At 65.9% G+C, this 16,545-nt stretch carries 17 protein-coding genes; 7 read left to right on the top strand and 10 right to left on the bottom strand.

What is annotated here, in order from left to right; genetic code table 11:
* The first annotated feature begins 71 nt into the window (after positions 1–71).
* From AC10QF_RS01730 to AC10QF_RS01705, 6 genes are all read left to right on the top strand, one after another.
* A complete protein-coding gene (locus AC10QF_RS01730) occupies positions 72–677 on the top strand; it encodes a hypothetical protein (RefSeq protein ID WP_494541629.1) in 606 nt (201 codons plus the stop codon).
* Positions 678–807: 130 nt separating this feature from the next.
* Entirely contained in the window at positions 808–1,695 is an 888-nt protein-coding gene (locus tag AC10QF_RS01725) for a DUF2628 domain-containing protein (protein WP_494541628.1), read from the top strand.
* A complete protein-coding gene (locus tag AC10QF_RS01720; RefSeq protein ID WP_494541627.1) occupies positions 1,695–2,087 on the top strand; it encodes a hypothetical protein in 393 nt (130 codons plus the stop codon). The genes AC10QF_RS01725 and AC10QF_RS01720 overlap by 1 nt, the downstream gene beginning before the upstream one ends.
* A 210-nt stretch (positions 2,088–2,297) precedes the next feature.
* Positions 2,298–4,520: a methyl-accepting chemotaxis protein gene (locus tag AC10QF_RS01715; RefSeq protein ID WP_494541626.1), complete on the top strand. Its 2,223-nt coding sequence runs from the start codon at positions 2,298–2,300 to the stop codon at positions 4,518–4,520.
* Positions 4,521–4,685: 165 nt separating this feature from the next.
* Positions 4,686–5,054, top strand: a complete 369-nt coding sequence (locus AC10QF_RS01710) for a glycine zipper 2TM domain-containing protein (protein ID WP_005415760.1) — start codon at positions 4,686–4,688, stop codon at positions 5,052–5,054.
* A gap of 225 nt (positions 5,055–5,279) precedes the next feature.
* A complete protein-coding gene (locus tag AC10QF_RS01705) occupies positions 5,280–6,572 on the top strand; it encodes a hypothetical protein (RefSeq protein WP_494541625.1) in 1,293 nt (430 codons plus the stop codon).
* Between the two features lie 50 nt (positions 6,573–6,622).
* Here the strand turns inward: AC10QF_RS01705 and AC10QF_RS01700 are convergent, their stop codons facing one another.
* The 5 genes from AC10QF_RS01700 to AC10QF_RS01680 all read right to left on the bottom strand — a co-directional run bounded on the left by AC10QF_RS01700 (position 6,623) and on the right by AC10QF_RS01680 (position 12,297).
* Complete coding sequence (locus tag AC10QF_RS01700) at positions 6,623–7,744, bottom strand: ABC transporter permease (RefSeq protein ID WP_494541624.1); 1,122 nt, start codon at positions 7,742–7,744, stop codon at positions 6,623–6,625.
* Positions 7,741–8,928, bottom strand: coding sequence for an ABC transporter permease (locus tag AC10QF_RS01695; protein ID WP_171955915.1), 1,188 nt, complete (start codon positions 8,926–8,928; stop codon positions 7,741–7,743). Before AC10QF_RS01695 ends, AC10QF_RS01700 begins: the two co-directional genes overlap by 4 nt.
* Complete coding sequence (locus AC10QF_RS01690; RefSeq protein ID WP_069139124.1) at positions 8,913–9,926, bottom strand: HlyD family secretion protein; 1,014 nt, start codon at positions 9,924–9,926, stop codon at positions 8,913–8,915. Before AC10QF_RS01690 ends, AC10QF_RS01695 begins: the two co-directional genes overlap by 16 nt.
* On the bottom strand, positions 9,919–11,325 hold the full coding sequence (locus AC10QF_RS01685) for a TolC family protein (RefSeq protein WP_494541623.1): 1,407 nt from the start codon (positions 11,323–11,325) through the stop codon (positions 9,919–9,921). The genes AC10QF_RS01690 and AC10QF_RS01685 overlap by 8 nt, the downstream gene beginning before the upstream one ends.
* Positions 11,326–11,403: 78 nt before the next feature.
* Entirely contained in the window at positions 11,404–12,297 is an 894-nt protein-coding gene (locus AC10QF_RS01680) for a LysR family transcriptional regulator ArgP (protein WP_005415765.1), read from the bottom strand.
* Between the two features lie 105 nt (positions 12,298–12,402).
* On the opposite strand from AC10QF_RS01680, the gene AC10QF_RS01675 reads away from it, so the two are divergent.
* Positions 12,403–13,017 (top strand): LysE/ArgO family amino acid transporter, encoded by a 615-nt coding sequence (locus tag AC10QF_RS01675; RefSeq protein WP_494541622.1) that lies wholly within the window; start codon positions 12,403–12,405, stop codon positions 13,015–13,017.
* Here AC10QF_RS01675 and map read toward each other — a convergent pair.
* The 5 genes from map to AC10QF_RS01650 form a co-directional block, all read right to left on the bottom strand.
* Positions 13,014–13,796 (bottom strand): type I methionyl aminopeptidase, encoded by a 783-nt coding sequence (gene map, locus AC10QF_RS01670; protein ID WP_494541703.1) that lies wholly within the window; start codon positions 13,794–13,796, stop codon positions 13,014–13,016. The two genes, AC10QF_RS01675 and map, sit on opposite strands and share 4 nt — an antisense overlap.
* A gap of 7 nt (positions 13,797–13,803) precedes the next feature.
* Positions 13,804–14,016: a ParD-like family protein gene (locus tag AC10QF_RS01665; RefSeq protein WP_006425741.1), complete on the bottom strand. Its 213-nt coding sequence runs from the start codon at positions 14,014–14,016 to the stop codon at positions 13,804–13,806.
* Between the two features lie 67 nt (positions 14,017–14,083).
* Entirely contained in the window at positions 14,084–14,443 is a 360-nt protein-coding gene (locus AC10QF_RS01660) for a bleomycin resistance protein (RefSeq protein ID WP_072166862.1), read from the bottom strand.
* A gap of 142 nt (positions 14,444–14,585) precedes the next feature.
* Entirely contained in the window at positions 14,586–15,470 is an 885-nt protein-coding gene (locus AC10QF_RS01655) for a hypothetical protein (protein WP_494541621.1), read from the bottom strand.
* Between the two features lie 3 nt (positions 15,471–15,473).
* Positions 15,474–16,538: a GNAT family N-acetyltransferase gene (locus AC10QF_RS01650; RefSeq protein ID WP_111175400.1), complete on the bottom strand. Its 1,065-nt coding sequence runs from the start codon at positions 16,536–16,538 to the stop codon at positions 15,474–15,476.
* Positions 16,539–16,545: the final 7 nt, after the last annotated feature.

Genomic DNA, 16,545 nt, shown 5'->3' with positions numbered 1-16,545 from the left:
TTGTTCGCCGCGGTGCGGGCCTGGGCTTTTAGGGTCCTGGTGGCTCGATTTGTGATGACAAAGTGAGATTCTTGAATCCGCGGAAGCGGAGGGTTGAATTCAGTGGTTTGAAAAATTCTTGTTTTGGGGTGGGTATTTCCAGTGGATTCTCCGTTGCATGGGATGCGCCGATTGTTCCTGGCGTATCCATGGCAGCCATACCTCTGCATGCGTCATACGGTGATCTGGACGCGGCTATTGCTGCATTTCTGATCGACGCGGATGCTCAGTTGTACAGGTTTAAGGACGGGCCTGATCTTCGTCTGGAAAGGTATGGTCCTGACGAGCATGGAAACGGCGGGCTCCTGTTCTCCCTGCCTGGCGGTGATCGCACTGGTGATATGGCTGCGCTCTCTATTACGATCGGCGACTGGGGTGTGCGGGCGATCAAGGTTTACGCATTGGGGATGCCGTGGGATGTCGTTGCACGTAAGTCCTATCGTGGACTTGCAGCAGGTTCAGTTGGCATTGGAAGTCTGGTTTCAGATTTTCTTTGCTTCACCGAGTTGCATTTCGATGAAGCAGAGGAGTGGTTCTGTAGCGGAGGTCAGTACGCTGCCCTCGAAATTTCCGGTTGGGGTGTGCCGCTTGAGGATGAGCCGGAGCAGGTCGTGACTGCAATCTGCGTCGTGGCTTGAGAGTGTTTATGGTCGTTGCATTGAGTTCGAGTAAGGCCGCGCTGAGTACAGGCGGGGTGGGACTCAATAGCCGAGATGCTACGTGGTAAGCGGTCGTGAGTGATTTCGTGTCGAGTTTGGATGAAAAATAATGAGAGCAAGGATTGAACCCACCTTCGGCAGCGCCGTCGGTGAAGCGGTGCAGAGCACAGATGCAACCTCTGATGGGCCGAGCGAGAAGGACGCACTGGCGATCGTGGTAGGAGACCGGTTCTCCACCTACCTCCACTACTGGAGGCTGTACGACGCAAGCGGCGGGGCGCCAAGGCGCTGGAACTGGCCGGCATTCCTGTTCTCGTCACTCTGGTTCTTCTTCCGGCGCATGCATGCGTGGGGCGCGATCTGGTTCATCCTTTCGCCGTTGCTGATGACCACCTTCGTGCTGCTGGGGCTGCCATGGTTGTCCTTGCTCTCCTTCGTGGTGTTTCGCGTACTTGCAGGAATCCTGGCGAATCCGCTGTACCTAGCGTATTGCCGAAGGATTGTCCGCAAGGTTGATGCTGAGCATCGCGGGGCACATCGGCGGCACCTTGAGCTGCAGAAGGCTGGTGGTGTCAGCTACACCGCTCTGGTGATCGCCTTGGCGGTAACGGCCTCACAGAACACCCTGATCAAACTGATCGTTGGTTCGATATCAGAGCCAACGCCCACGCAGTCTGCTCTGCACGTGGCGGCGAACCCGCCGGATCTGCCGGACCCGCAGATAGAGGAAGCGGAGCAGGTGGAGTACCAGGAGCAAATGCGTGCGATCGCAATGACGGCGTGGCCAGCAGGTGTTCCCATCGAGGGCAATGCCTGCATTGTCGAGCTGCGACTGGCGCCCCCGGGGCGAGTGCTGGAGGCCAATGTTCTGGAGCCCTGCACGTTGAGCGAGGAGCAGCGCGAGATGATGCTGGGCGAGATCAGGCGCACGGACTTCACGATCGAGGGGAAGATGCGGTTCTTCAACAGGCATACCCTCATCGGCCTGCGCAGGTAATGAGCATTTCGCTGTTTCTCGAGGTCGAAGCCGGTGCCGACCTGGCTGCCGTGCTGCACGCTCTGGATTCGATCCAGGCCGAGTACGCCGACGGTACTGACGGTCTGCATGGGTATCTTCCAGCCTCCAATACAGGCTTCGGATTCAGCATCGTCGACCCGCCGGAAGCTGTCGTTGCGGAAGGGATTGAAGCCGAGTGGCAAGTGGGCCTGCTCGGTTCGTTTCATTTCCGCGCGAGCGGGTTTAAAAGCGCCTGGGAGGAAATCTGCAACTTCATCAAGCGTTACGCCGCGGCGTGCGGGTTCCGGTTTGTGCTCTCTTTCCAGTTCGAGAGCATCTATGCGGCAAGGCTCGGGAAGGATCTGGTCTTCCCGGGGCCAGCTGCCCCGTAATGCCGCGCAACGGGCTGGCAGGTCCCTGTCTGATCCCATTCTCGCTACCCGTGGCGATATACCTTATGGATACAGCGCCTTCGTGGGTTGTCTGATTTCACACCTGTCTGCACAGTTCCAGAGTTTTAGATCGATATAATAATACCGGCCCATAAAGTTTCCCCTGCCCGCGCCGCCATCGATCGTACGGCCATGATCAAGGGAATTGAGATGCTCGCCTTACGCAACCTCCGTGTGGGATCCCGGCTGGGGGCCGGGTTCGGTTTGCTGCTGCTGTTCATCGTGGCCATCGTCGGCCTGGCGCTGTACGGAAACCATCTGAAGTCTGCCCAGTTCTCGAAAGTGGTGGACGTCAACATGGTGAAGATGCGGCTGTTGAATGAGATGCTGGATACCAACAACGCGGTGCTGATGCATCGCCGGCTGATGGTGATCAAGCGCGGCGAGGATTTCGACAAGGATTATCAGAAGGCGCAGGAGCTGTCGCAGACCTACGACGGTATCTGGGCCAAGTACATCAAGATTCCGCGCGACGCCACCGGCGATAGCCTGGTTGCGAAAATCGACGCGGCACGCAAGGCCACCGACGCCTCCACCCAGCATCTGCACGAGCGCATGAAGGCCGGTGATTTCGACGGTGCGGCCAAGGAACTGCTCGCCGAGCACGGCCTGGCGACCGCATGGAATGAGACGATCTCGACCCTGCTGCGGCATCAGGAGACACTGACCGCGCGCAGCCGCGAGGAATACCGTTCAACCGAATCCTGGACCGGCACGCTGTCGATCGTGTTCGGCGTGCTGAGCCTGATACTGGGCTCGCTGGCCGCGTGGGCCATCACCCGCAGCCTGACCCGCCCGCTGGAAGGTGCGGTGAAGCTGGCCGACGGCATCGCCAACGGGCGGCTGGACAACAGCATCGACGCGTCCGGCAACGATGAGGTGACGCAGCTGCTCAGGTCGATGCAGCGCATGCAGGCGCAGTTGCAGTCGGTGATGGCGGCGCAGGGCGAGCTGGCCCGCCAGCACGATGCCGGCAGCCTCAGCTATCGCATGGACGAGGCTGCCTTCCCCGGCGACTACGGGCGCATGGTGCACGAGACGAATGCGCTGGTCGGCTCGCATGTGCAGGTGCAGAACCGGCTGATCGAAGTGATGAAGCATTACGCCCGTGGCGACCTGTCGGTGGACATGGATCCGCTGCCGGGCGAGAAGGCGGCGATCACCCAGGCAATGGACGAGACCAAGACCAGCCTGTCGGCGATCAACGGCGAGATCCGCCGGCTGGCGACGGCCGCGGCGGCGGGCGACTTCAGCCTGCGCGGCGATGAAGATCGCTTCGCCTATGATTTCCGCGACATGGTGGCTGGACTCAATCGCCTGATGCAGACCACCGACGAGAACCTGGTGCAGGTGTCGACGCTGCTGCAGGCGATCTCGCGCGGTGACCTCACCGTACGCATGCAGGGCGACTTCCACGGCGTGTTCGCCCGCATGCGCGATGACTGCAATGCCACCGTCGATCAGCTCAAGCAGATTGTCGGCCGCATCCAGTCCAGTGCGTCCAGCATCAACCTCGCAGCAGGCGAGATTGCCTCGGGCAACACCGATCTGTCGCGGCGTACCGAACAGCAGGCGGCAAACCTGGAAGAGACCGCAGCATCGATGGAGGAACTGACCTCCACCGTGAAGCAGAACGCCGAGCATGCACGCCAGGCCAATCTGCTCGCCATCGGCGCGCACGGTGTCGCCTCGCAGGGCGGCGAGGTGGTCGGCCAGGTGGTCGCCACGATGTCGGCCATCGAAGCCTCGTCGAAGAAGATCGCCGAGATCATCAGTGTCATCGACGGCATCGCCTTCCAGACCAACATCCTGGCCTTGAACGCGGCGGTGGAAGCCGCGCGTGCCGGCGAGCAGGGCAGGGGCTTTGCGGTGGTGGCCAGTGAGGTGCGCACGTTGGCACAACGCTCGGCCGGTGCGGCCAAGGAGATCAAGGGCCTGATCGAGGACTCGGTCGGCAAGGTCGCCGATGGATCGGCGCTGGTCCGCCAGGCAGGCACCACGATGGGCGAGATCGTGGCGTCGGTGCAGCGCGTGACCGACATCATGGCTGATATCTCCGCCGCATCGCAGGAGCAGAGCTCGGGCATCGAGCAGGTGAACCAGGCTGTGGTGCAGATGGATGAGACCACGCAGCAGAATGCGGCGCTGGTGGAAGAGGCCAGTGCAGCGGCACGCTCGATGGAAGAGCAGGCCAACCTGCTGGCTGAGGCGGTTTCGGTGTTCCGCACGGGTGCGACGACGGCAGCGGCGGTGGTACGCCCCGCATTGGCAGCGGTAGCTGCGACGGTCACCCCGGTACGCCGGCCCGCTGCGCTTTCACCCCGCATCGAACCGACACTGGCGGCCAATGCCGGTGGTTGGGAAGAGTTCTAGAACGTGGCACGCCGGTAGGGAGACGGCGCCCATCACGATGGCTGATCGTGATGGGCGCGGATTTTCTTCCTGAACGCGCGATGGCCGATGAGGTGGCGGACACGTGCATTTCACTTCCGGTTGCCAACTGCGGGAGGACACTGGCGCCCTACCGGAACTCAGGAGATGGCCATGAAGACCTCGACCCGATTGCTTGTGCTGGGCACCCTGCTGGCGGCTTCGTCGGTGGCCGGCGCGCAGACGTATGGGCCGCGCGATGAGGGACGCAAGTTCAACGACGGCAGCCGCGTGGTCTGCAAGAACGTGGAAGTGCAGCGCAACTCGCGCGATCCGAACCGCATCGCCGGTACGGCCACCGGCGCGGTGATCGGTGGCCTGCTGGGCAACCAGGTGGGCGGCGGCAATGGCAAGAAGCTCGCTACCGTGGCCGGTGCTGTTGCCGGTGGTGCGGCGGGTCGCCAGATCCAGGGCAACAGCCAGCAGAAGAATGGCGACCGCGTGGTTGAGCGCCGTTGCGAGCGTGTCTATCGTTGATCGGTTGCCGACAGCGCCCGTTCCGCCTTACACATCGCAGTACTCGAACGCCGGCCCCGCGCCGGCGTTCTTCGTTCCGGACCTGTATCGCTGACTCCGGCGTCGTGCCTATACTGCGCCGACTCAACGGATGAATGTCCAGTGAACGAATCGGCTCCAGCTCCCCAACCGGCACCGCTCGCAAGGCACGACCCGATACCGGAAGCGACTGCCCATCCCCATCGGGTGCGTGATCGCACCGATGAACTCGAGCTCTTCATTTCGGGCCTGCTGGCGTTCGCGCTGCTGGCCGTGCCGGGTTATCTGTTCGACGCCTGGGCGCGCAGCAGCCTGCACACCGAAGGCATGTACTTCCAGATGCTCTGGTTCGGTTTCAGCATCAGTGTCGGCATGTGCTATGTGCTGGCAGTGGCTTTGATCATCCACCTCACGGTGCGCGGCTACTGGATCGGGCTGATCGGCCTCAGGTCGCATTTCCCCGATGGCATTGACTGGGGGCGCCTGCCAAGAATGGGGGCGGTCACGCGCGCCTTCCTGCAGGCCCGGGACGGAGGCCTAGATGGCAGCATCGAACGTGCCGACCGGCTGGCGACGATGCTGTTCTCGACCACCCTGCTTGCCGTACAGACATTGGCGGGCACTCTGGTATTGGCCGTCCTGACGCTTGGTGTGTCGATGGTGATCGGCGCGCTGTCCGGTGGCGCCGATCACGTCGCCATGCTCGCCCTGTGCACCGTGCTGGCCGCAATGTTGGCGCTGGCTGTTACCCCCGGGATCCTGGAGAAGATCGTGGCGCGGCGGCAAGCGCGCGGGCAGCCCCATGAGCGACCGCAGCGACTGCTGCAGGGCATGCTGGCGGCACTGCAACGGGTTCCGCTGTTGCGCCTGATGCAGACCATGCAGCTGACCATGCAGAGCAACCTGCGCTCGCGTTCGTTCATGGCGGCCTACCTGTTCGCGGTGCTGGTAGCGATGCTGCTGGCGGCCGTGCAGGTGATGGCGTCGTTGAAGTTCTCGCTGTTCAACCGTTACCAGATCGTCACGGAAGCGGCGGTTGAGCACGGCATGCTGAGTGCGCATTACGAATCGATGCGTTCGGCGCATGACCAGCTGCTGCCGTACCCGATGATCCCGTCGGACACGATCAGCGGTGCGCAGCTTCGTTTGTTCATTCCGCATCGCCCGCAACGCGACAATCCGCTGGCGCGCCAGCATTGCACCGCACTTCCGGACGCGCGCAATGAGGCCACCGGGCAACAGGCCGCCAATGCCGCAGTGGAGTGCCTTTCCCGGCTCTGGCAGGTCAAGCTGGACGGCACCCCGGTCGACCTGCATGGCTTCGTGCCCATGGAGCGGCGTGACCTGGATATGCGCGGCCTGGTGGGGTACCTGCCTACCCGGGGACTCGCACCCGGACGCCATGACCTGGAGCTGGTGTGGAATGCTGCAGGCGGCGAGCGGGGGGGCGGACGGCGCCGCGCGTTCCGCATCCCGTTCTGGTACGCCCCAGATCCATAAACGTGGGCCAAAGCGGCCATGCCGCGCCGCTTGAACAGGCCGCTTACGACTTAATTCCCTCCGTCCCCTTTTTTGGCGAGGAGGCGCCAGGTGGCGAGGCTACCGTAGAGCAGCAGCAGGACGGTGAGGGTGATCAGTTCGTGGCTGATGTCGGCTAGGCGGGCGTCCATCTGGTTCAGGCGCACCATCAGGTTGATGCCCGAGGTGGTCGGCAGCAGCTGTGCCAGCCAGACCAGCGGTTGCGGCGTCATCACCGCCGGCCACGACAGGTTGGCGAGGAAAAACAGCGGGATCGAGGTGGCGATGATGTACTGGAACGCGCGTTCGCGGGTACGGAAGAAGCTGCCGATGAACAGGCCGAACGCCACCGTCGCGGCGATGAACAAGGTGCCGCCCAGCAGCTGGCCCAGCGGGTTGCCTCCTCGTGGATAGTCCTGCACCCAGGCAGTGAAACCGGCGTACCAGAACAGGCCGAACAGGCCGATCAGGCCGAAGCCCAGCGCCATGCCGGCCAGCGCCGGCAGGTCGAAGCGCAGGCGCCGGCCCAGTGCGAGGCGGCGGCCGCCGAGCAGAACGCCGATGCCCATCAACAGCGTCTGGTGCACGATCAGTTCGGCCACGCCGGGCACGATGGCGCTGCCATAGCCTTCCTGCGTGTTGTACAGCGGGCGCTGCACCAGGGTGACCGGCGGTGCCTGCGGCGCACCCATGAAGGCGGCCTGGCCGACCACCGCATCACGCCCGAACGCACCCAGCGCATCAGCTACGCTGCCCAGCACCCAGCTGGCGCGGCCCAGGTAGGCACCGTTGCCAAGCAATACCAGCTTGGCCGGATGGCCGCGCAGGATGTCGCGCTCCAGGTTGGCCGGGATCACGACGATGCCTTCGGCGTGGCCGGCTTCGAGCTGCTGGCGTGCGCTGTCGACGTCCGCCGGTTGCCCGACCACGCGCGCAACACGCAGTGCGTCGAGCTTGCGCAGCAGCTCGCGGCTGGTCGCGCTGTGGTCTTCGTCCACCACCAGCACCGGCAGGTTGCCGGCCACCTGGTGCCGGTAGGCGGCTGGATAGAAGAACGAATACAGGATCACCGCACCGACCATCACCACGATCGCGTAGCGGTCGCACAGCACCGCCATCAGGGTCTGCCGCAGGCTGCGCCAGAGCATGCTCATGCGTCAGCCCCTGCGGATTGTGCGGCGGCAGGCGTGCGTGCAAAGGCGATCAGGCGCAGGCCGCCGATGCCACCGGCCACCACCGTCATCAACAGCAGCGTAGCCAGCGGCCATGCCGAAACCTGCAGCGGCGAGCCGATGAACTGCTGCTGGGTCTGCAGCTTGATGTAGGCGCTCAATGGCAGCAGCTGGTGCCAGACGCGGGTAAACAACGGCCCGTCCAGCACCGGGAAGGTGGCACTGGAAAACGCCAGTGCGGTGCCGATGCTCAGACCCACCGCGGACAGCGCGGTACCCATGTCGCGGGTGACGCCGACGAAAAACAACGCGTAGGCGGCCGTGGCCAGGTAGAACAGGGGCTGTGCGAGCAGCAGCAGGAGCACGCTGCCGGCCACACCATCGCCGCGCAGCCAGGCCAGGTAGCCGATGCCGAGCGCGCCATACAGCGAGAACAGCAGGAGGTACGGCGCGACCTTGCCGGCGATCGCCGACCACGGCGTGCGAGCCAGCCAGGCGGGCAGGGTGCCATCGCGGATCTCGCGGCCGAGGCTGCCGGCCACCGCAAGTGCCAGTACCAGTGACAGCACCGCCGGGAAGATCAGTGGCAGCAGGAACAATTCGTAGCTGCGCGCCGGGTTGTAGAGGATGTCCGACTGCACCGCGATCGGCGCCGCGCGCAGCTTGCCCGGGCCGACCTGCAGGCCGATGCGCTCGCGCAGCAGGCGTGCGTTCCATGCGGAAACCGCGTCGCCGATGTCGCGCGACGCCGACTGGCCGGTGGTCATGTAGGTGGCGTTGTAATAGGCGAACACCGTGCCCTGGCGCCCACGCAGCGCCTGCCGGGTGACATCGCGCGGCACCAGCACGATGGCGAACACGTCCAGGCTGCGCAGCTGCGATCGTGCCTCCTCCAGGTCCGCTGGCTGGCTGGCGACGCGTACGCCGGGACTGGCGTCGAGCATGCGCAGCAGCAGGCGGCTGTCACTGCTGTGGTCAAGGTCGACCACAGCAATCGGGATATCGCGCATCACCGACGGCGTGAACATCCATGCCATCACGACCAGCATCAGCAGTGGCAGCAGGGTGACCAGCAGCAGGTCGGCACGGTTGCCGCGCAGCGACTGCAGCTCGCGCCGCCACGAAGCGGCGAAGCCGTTGCGGTCCGGGCTCAGTGCTGGGGCCATGCGAACAGCACGCTCATGCCGGGGCGGAAGCCCTCGATGCGGCGTACCGGGCGCACCCGCACCTCGAAGCTGCGGACGTCATAGCCGGACGACTGGCGGGTGGTACGCCAGGTTGCGTAGTCGCCGGCCGGATTGATGAAGTAGACCTCGAACTCACCATCCAGGCCCAGCGCCGGCACGCTGCCCTGCAGTTTGCTGCCGACCTTCAGGCCCTGCATCTGCGATTCGCGCAGGTTCATCGCCACCCACATGCGGTCGATGTCGACCAGGGTGAACACCGGATAGCCGGCCGGCACCAGCTCGCCCGGATCGGCCATGCGCTTGTTGATCTCGCCCGCCACCGGCGCGCGTCCTTCCACTTCTGCTCGCGCGGCGTTGACCTCGGCCACCGCGCCCTGCGCCTGCTGTACCTGGCCCTGCGCGGCGCGCTTGTCCTGCTCGCGGGCGCCGGCCAATGCCATGTCGTACTGCGCGCGGGCGGCGCGGGCCAGTTCGCGCGAACTGGTGGCCTGGGCATGCGCTTCATCGCGCTTCTGCCGGGTCATCACCCCTTCGTTGTACAGGTTCTGCACGCGCTGGTAGGTCGCTTCGGCCAGCGTCGCGCCGGCTTCGGCCCGCTTCCAGTTCGCTTCGGCGGCGCGGATGTCTTCGCTGCGCGCGCCTTCGTCGGCCTTGTCGGCCACCGCCTGCGCAGCCGCCAATGCGCCGTGCGCCTGCTGTTCCTTGGCAGCCACTTCGGGGCTGTCGAGCAGGAACAGCACCTGCCCGGGCTGCACGCGATCGCCCTCGCGCACCTTCAGCTCGGCCACGCGTGCGGTGATCTTGGCGGCCACGTTGATCGTGTCCGCATCGGCCATGCCCTGGATCTGGTCGGCCGGGCTGCGCCAGGCCAGCCACAGGCCGAGCACCACCGCGACCAGCAGGACCACCAGCAGGATCGGTCCCAGCCGCCGCTTGCCGGGGGGAGTCGTCGCATCGTCGTGCAGCACATCACTCATGGTCGATCACCTCGTCCGCACGCCGCCGGAATTCTTCGAAACGGTCCATCTGTCCACTGATCTCCAGCAACTGTGCCAGCGCAATGTCGTATTGGTAGGCGGCCTGTGCGCGCTCGACACGGGCGCCGCCCAGGCCGAGCCGCGCATCGATCACATCCAGCGAGGTGGCCTGGCCTTCGCGGAATGCCAGCTCCTGCAGGCGCAGGTTTTCGTGTGCCTGGGCGATGCTGCTGTCGAGCAGCACGAACTGCTGGCGCGCGGTCTCAAGTTCGTTCCAGGCCTTGCGCACGCCCAGTGCGACCTGGTTCTCGGCCTCGCGCAGGCCCGCTTCGGCCTGGTCCTGCTGCGCACGCGCGGCGCTGATCTGCGCCGGCCGCGAGTTCGGCGACAGGAAGGTGTACTTCAGGCCGATGCCGAACGCCCAGTCCGGGTCGGTCAGCATCTCGTCGCGGCGACGGAAGTCGTACTGGCCGAAGGCGAAGATCTGCGGCTTCAGCTTGGCCTGCTGCACGCGCACGCCCTGTTCGGCCTGCGCCACCATCGCCCGCAAGCGCGCGATCTGCGGCTGGCGCGCCTGCGCCGTGCGCTCGAAGCTGGCCACCGGTTCCATCGGCACGCGCTGCACGAACAGCGGCGACACCGGCTGCACCTCGCCACCACTACGCAGCAGCGTGGCCAGCGCGGCCTTCAGCGTAGCCAGATCGTTCACCGTCTTCTGGTATTCGCGCTCGGCCTTGTCGCGGGCCACGGTCGCCTGCAGGCGCTGGGCGCGGGTGGCGAAGCCCTCGCGCTCCAGCTTTTCTGCATCGGACAGGTGGCGGTTGAGGCCGTCGCGCACGTCGCGGCGCACGTCCACCGCCTGCTCGGCCAGGCGCTGGCCGAAGTAGGCCTGGGCCAGCTGCACGGTCAATGATTGGCGCTGTGCCTCGCGCTCGGCGTTGGCCTGCTCATGGGCGGCGCTGGCCGCACGTTGCGCGGCCGGGATCACGCCGCCGGTGTACAGCGGCAGCACCGCGGTCACTACCGGGCGTGTACGCCAGTCGCGCTCGGTGAACGACAGCGGCGAATCGATTCCGAAGGCTTCAGCCACGGGCGCCAGCGAACCCAGTGGCAGGGTCAGGGTCTTCTGGAACTGCAGGCGGCGCACTTCGCCGGTGATCTCCGGCAGGCGCAGCAGGCGCGTGGCGTCCTGCAGGTCCTGCTTGTTGCGTACCGCTGCATCAGCGGCTGCCAGCGCATCGGAGACCTGCTCCAGGCGTTGGCGTGCCTGTTCCCAGTCCAATGCGGGGGCGTCGTTGCTGTTCTGCGCGGACGCAGCGGTTGGCAGGCAGGTCGCCAGCACCAGCGCCAGCGCGGCCTTCGCGCGGTGCATCCTTGTACGTCGGCCGATCACGCCCATGCCGTCCCAGTGGTAAAGAAGTGCGCAAACGGTAGTGCGCGCGGCGTGAAGCCCGAGTCTGCGGTCATCGGATTGTCCTCAACGAAGGGTGCCGCTGGCCGCAGTGCGCAGCGCCTGGGTGATGTGCTGCAGCGTGCTTGAGCGCACGGCGGCATGTTGCCAGTACAGCGGCACATCCAGCCAGCGGCGGGGTTCCAGTACCACCACGCGGCCGGCGCGCACGGCGGGCGCGACCAGGGTTTCCGGGGCCATGCCCCAACCGAGTCCGCACGCGGCAGCTTCGACGAAACCGGTGGAAGAGGGCAGGTAGTGTAGCGGCGGCTGCAGTCGCGCGCGGGTCAGGCGCCGCACGAAGCGCCATTGCAGTTCATCCTTGCGGTTGAACACCAGCATCGGTGCGCGCGCCAGGGCCGCGGCCTGCATGCCATCGTTGAAGTACTGGCGGGCGAAGCCGGGCGAAGCGATCGCGTGGTAACGCATAGCGCCGAGCGGGTGCACGTTGCAGCCCTTCACCGGCTGGCTTTCGGCGGTCACTGCGCCGAGCACGCTGCCATCGCGCAGCAACTGCAGGGTGTGGTCCTGGTCGTCCATGCGCAGGTCGAACAGGTAGCCGTGGCGCTGGTGCAGGTCGGCGATGGCGGGCACGAACCAGGTATCAAGCGAGTCGTCGTTGACCGCCAGGGGGATCGGCGTGCGCGCGGTGTCACTGCCACGCTCGGGCAGCAGCTCGGCCAGCGCCTCGGCTTCCAGCGCCTGCATCGGCCGTACCCGGCGCAGCAGCGCTTCACCCGCGGCGGTGGGGCGGCACGGTGCCTGGCGAACCAGCAACACCTGCCCGAGCCTGTCCTCCAGGGCCTTGATCCGTTGCGACAGTGCCGACGGGCTGATCGACAGGCGGCGTGCCGCAGCCTCGAAGCTGCCTTCTTCCAGCACCGCAGCGAATGCGGCCAATTGTGGATGTACCAGATCCATGCCGGTGCCCCTTCAGTTTTTCTGCACAGGATAAAGAAAAACCAGATTGTCTTAACCGGCCGTTGGCCGCACCCTGCGCATCCCCTCGCTGCCTGGCTTGTCCTGATGTGGATCGCCGCTACCGCCGCCGGCCTGTTCGCAGGTGCCGGCCTGATCATCGCCATCGGCGCACAGAATGCCTTCGTGCTGCGCCAGGGCCTGCAGCAGCGGCATGTGGGCAGGGTGGTGCTGGCCTGCGCCGGCGCGGACATCGCGTTGATCCTGGCCGGCGTCGGTGGCATGGGCGCGCTGGTGCTGCAGTGGCCGTTGCTGCTGCAGGTGCTGCGCTTCGGTGGTGCGGCGTTCCTGCTCTGGTATGGCGTGCAGGCGGGACTGCGTGCGTGGCGCGGTGGTGGCGTACTGGCCGCCACCGAGGCGCAGGCCGGCAGCGGACGGGAGGTGCTGCTGACCTGCCTGGCCTTCACCCTGCTCAACCCGCACGTCTATCTGGATACGGTGGTGCTGCTGGGCAGCCTGTCCACGCGCTACCCCGGTGACCTGCGCTGGGCGTTCGCCGCCGGTGCGTGCGCCGCCAGCGTGGCCTGGTTCTGCACGCTGGGCTATGGCGCGCGCCTGTTGCAGCCGGTGTTCCGCAGGCCGAGTGCCTGGCGGGTGCTGGATGCAGGCGTGGCGATGTTCATGCTCTGCCTGGCCACGCTACTGCTGTTGCGTCCGCTCTAGGCCGCGTCCACCGCGCACAGTGGCGCTTCGCCGGGGCGCAGGGTCAGTACGCGCACACCGTTGCGGGTGACCGCCACCGTGTGCTCGAACTGCGCCGACAGCTTGCCGTCGCGGGTGTAGACCGGCCATTGGTCCGGCTGCTGGCGGATGGCCGGCCTGCCCTGGTTGAGCATCGGCTCGATGGTGAACACCATGCCTTCTTCCAGCACCAGGCCGGTGTTGGGATGGCCGTAGTGCAGGATCTGCGGTTCCTCGTGCATTTCCTGGCCGATGCCATGGCCGCAGTATTCCTTCACCACGCTGTAGCCGTGGCTGCGCGCGTGGCGGGCGATGGCGTGGCCGATGTCGCCCAGGCGTGCACCGGGGCGCACCGCAGCGATGCCTTTCCACATCGCCTGGTAGGCGGTCTGCACCAGCCTGCGCGCGGCGTAGTCGACCTTCCCGACCAGGTAGGTGGTGCTGGAGTCGGCGATGTAGCCGTTCTTCTCCAGGGTGATGTCGAGGTTGACGATCTGGCCATTGCGCAGCACGTCGGTGGTGCTGGGCACGCCGTGGCAGACCACGTTGTCGATCGAGGTGTTGAGCACATACGGGAAGCCGTACTGGCCCTTGCTGGCCGGCCGCGCCTGCAGTTCATCGACGATCATGCGTTCGACGAACTCGTTGATCTCCATCGTGCTGCGGCCCTGCAGCGGCAGCTGGTCGAGCGCGGCGAACACCTGCGCCAGCAGGCGCCCGGATTCGGCCATCAGCGCGATTTCGTGCGGCTGCTTGATCACTGCCACGTCAGGCCCGCCCGGGTGCCAGCGCCTGTGGCTGCACGCCGGCTGCGCGCAGTTCGCTGGCGACGATGTCCTGGAAACTCAGCGTGGGGTTCATTTCGCACAGCATGCCGACCCGGATCCAGAAGTTGGCCTGGGCGTTGATCGAGCGGCTGGAGACGGTGCAGGCACGGCGCAGCTGGTCGTGCAGGGTGTCATCGATGTTGACGATGCCCATCGGCGGTCCTGGAGTGGGAATATACGAAGCGTATATGTTTCGTATATCCGCCTCAAGCCCACGTTGTTCAGTCCAGGTGGGTGGCAAAGCGCAGGCGGTTGCCGTCGGGGTCGCGCAGCAGCATTTCGCGGCTGCCCCAGTCGGTGTCATGCGGTGGCTGCTCGATCGGCACGTTGGCGGCGCTGAAGGCGCGGTACAGGCTGTCGACGTCGTCGACGATGAAGTACACCGCGCCGCCTACCTCGCAGTCACCGCTGTGCTCGGTGAGGAAGATCGTCTGGCCGTCCCGGGTGAGTTGGGCGAACAGCGGGAAGCCGGACTCGAAGCGGTGTTCCCAGTCGACCACGAAACCCAGCCCCTGCACGTAGAACGGCAGGGTGGTGTCGGCGTGGCGCATGCGCAGTTGCGGGATGACGGTCTGGGGCATGGCGGCGGCTCTTGGGGACAGGAGCCCAGTGTAGTGCCGGCCGCTGGCCGGCATTCCCGTGAGCCCGGGAACAACGAGGTTGCCGGCCAGCGGCCGGCACTACCGAAGCCACGCCGGCCAACGGCCGGCATTGCCGACGCGGTCAGCAGGCCGTCGGTGCGGCGGCGATTGCCGCCAGCAGCTCGCGGTTGACCTGCTGGTGACGCGCCTGCCAGACGGGAAGATCATCGGCGCTGATGTCCGGTTGGCCATCCAGCGACGACAACCAGCGCTTGAAGCGGCTCTGGTAGTTGGCCAGCGAGACTTCGCCGGTGATGTCACTGCCGACCAGGCCACCGGCGCGCAGTGCTTCGATCACCACCAGTGCGTGTTCCAGCTGGAAGCGGCCCTGGTCCCAGTTGCTGCGCGCAACGTCCTCGGCGAATACATCCTTGTCGATCGACAGGTAGGTCGGCTGCGGGGATGCGGCCTGCTCGGCGGCGAACGCGGCGACCAGTGCCTCCGGGTGCTCGAAGCATCGGAACGCACGGCCCATGCCGAGGCGGTGGCCCCAGCCCACGTCCACGTCCATGCACCAGTACGTCAGGCGTCCACCCATCAGCGGTCGCCAGTGGTTCTCCCAGGCATGACCGAGGCCGATGTCGCTGGAAGTGATGCCGAGCACATGGATGTGCGAGATCTGCGGCAGCTTGCTGGCGGCGTTCACCCACGAGCCGCAGTGCATGCCGAGCGGGAACCGCATGTTGTCCGGATGGTTGTCCAGCACCACCAGCTGGAACGGGGCCTGCCCATGCATGCGGCGCAGCAGTGGCAGGCTCAGGTGGTGGAAGTCGCCGCTGCCGAGCATGACGGTTCCGAGCTGGGCCGGCAGTGGTGCCAGCACGTCAGCGGCGAAACGGTCGAGGGTGACATTGCTGCAGGAAAAGCGCAGCGGGTCATGCCACTGCGGCAGGGCCAGGGTCTGTGCCTGTGGCAGCGGCAGCACGCCACCGTCCAGGTCCAGGATCAGCGGGGAACGCAACGGCATCGTTCAACCGCCTCCATCAGGTTCGCCCTGCAGGTGCGGGGCCAGCTTGCGCAGGGCGGCGCGCAGCAGCGGGGAGCGCGCGTGGATCGCGTGCCGGGTGGAGGTGAAGCGCGCACCCAGTTCGGCCTTGATGCGCGAGTCGGTCCAGCCGGCCACGTAGTGGCTCAGGCCGTGCTGCAGCGCGTACTCGAGGTTGTGCATCCAGCTGACCGCGTACAGGTTGTGCTCGCGCGACTGCGGATAGGCCAGGCCGATGTACTTGTCCACCAGCTTGCCGGCATGCACGTAGCACAGGTTCCAGCCGATCAACCGGCCCTGGTGGCGGTACAGGAACATCCGTCCCTGGCCCTGGCTGTCGGCCAGCAGGTACTGGAAATAGGGCAGGTCGAGCTGGTCGAAATGCACCGCGCTCTGCGCGTATACGCCCAGGTACAGCGCGTACAGTTCGGCCTGCAGTTGCGGGTCGGCCAGGGCCGGGTTGCCGGTGGCGATGCAATCGATCTGCAGGTCATCGCGCGAACGCAACTTGCGACGGATGTTCTTGCGGCGCGAGGATGACAGGCGGCCGAGATAGTCGTCGAGCGAATCGAAATCGATCGCCACCCAGGCCAGCGGCATGCCTTCCAGTTCGACGAAGCCGCGTGTCAGCAGCGCCTGCAGGAAGGCGCCGCTGTGTGCGTTGGCGGCGTCGTCCAGCAGCGGTGAATCGATCGCCAGGTCCTTGACCACCAGCAGCCGGGTATCGCCGATCGCGTGACGTGTCACGTCCTCGGCCAGCGCCTCCGGCGCCACGTGCGCCGGCAACGGGGTGTACTCGGTGCTGGTGGCACCGACGAAGCGCGTCTTCCAGGTGATCCAAGGCCGCCACAGGCGCGACAGCGGCAGGCCGAGCAGCCTGCCGCGCAGTTCGTCGTCCATCGTGGTGGTCAGATCCAGCGGCGCACGGAAGGTCGGCAGGCCGCTGGGAAGGCGGCCCGCCTCGAATCCGAGCGGCGGGTGGGCCAGGAAGCCCTCCAGCAGCGCGGCCGGTTCCAGCGCGGTGCTGGATGCGCGTGACGTCATTTCCATCGGCACG

It is taken from the genome of Stenotrophomonas maltophilia complex sp. Om-AH-Sm3, assembly GCF_059337855.1.
The sequence above is the reverse complement of the archived record's forward strand: the minus strand, read 5'-3'. Positions and strand labels throughout refer to the sequence as shown.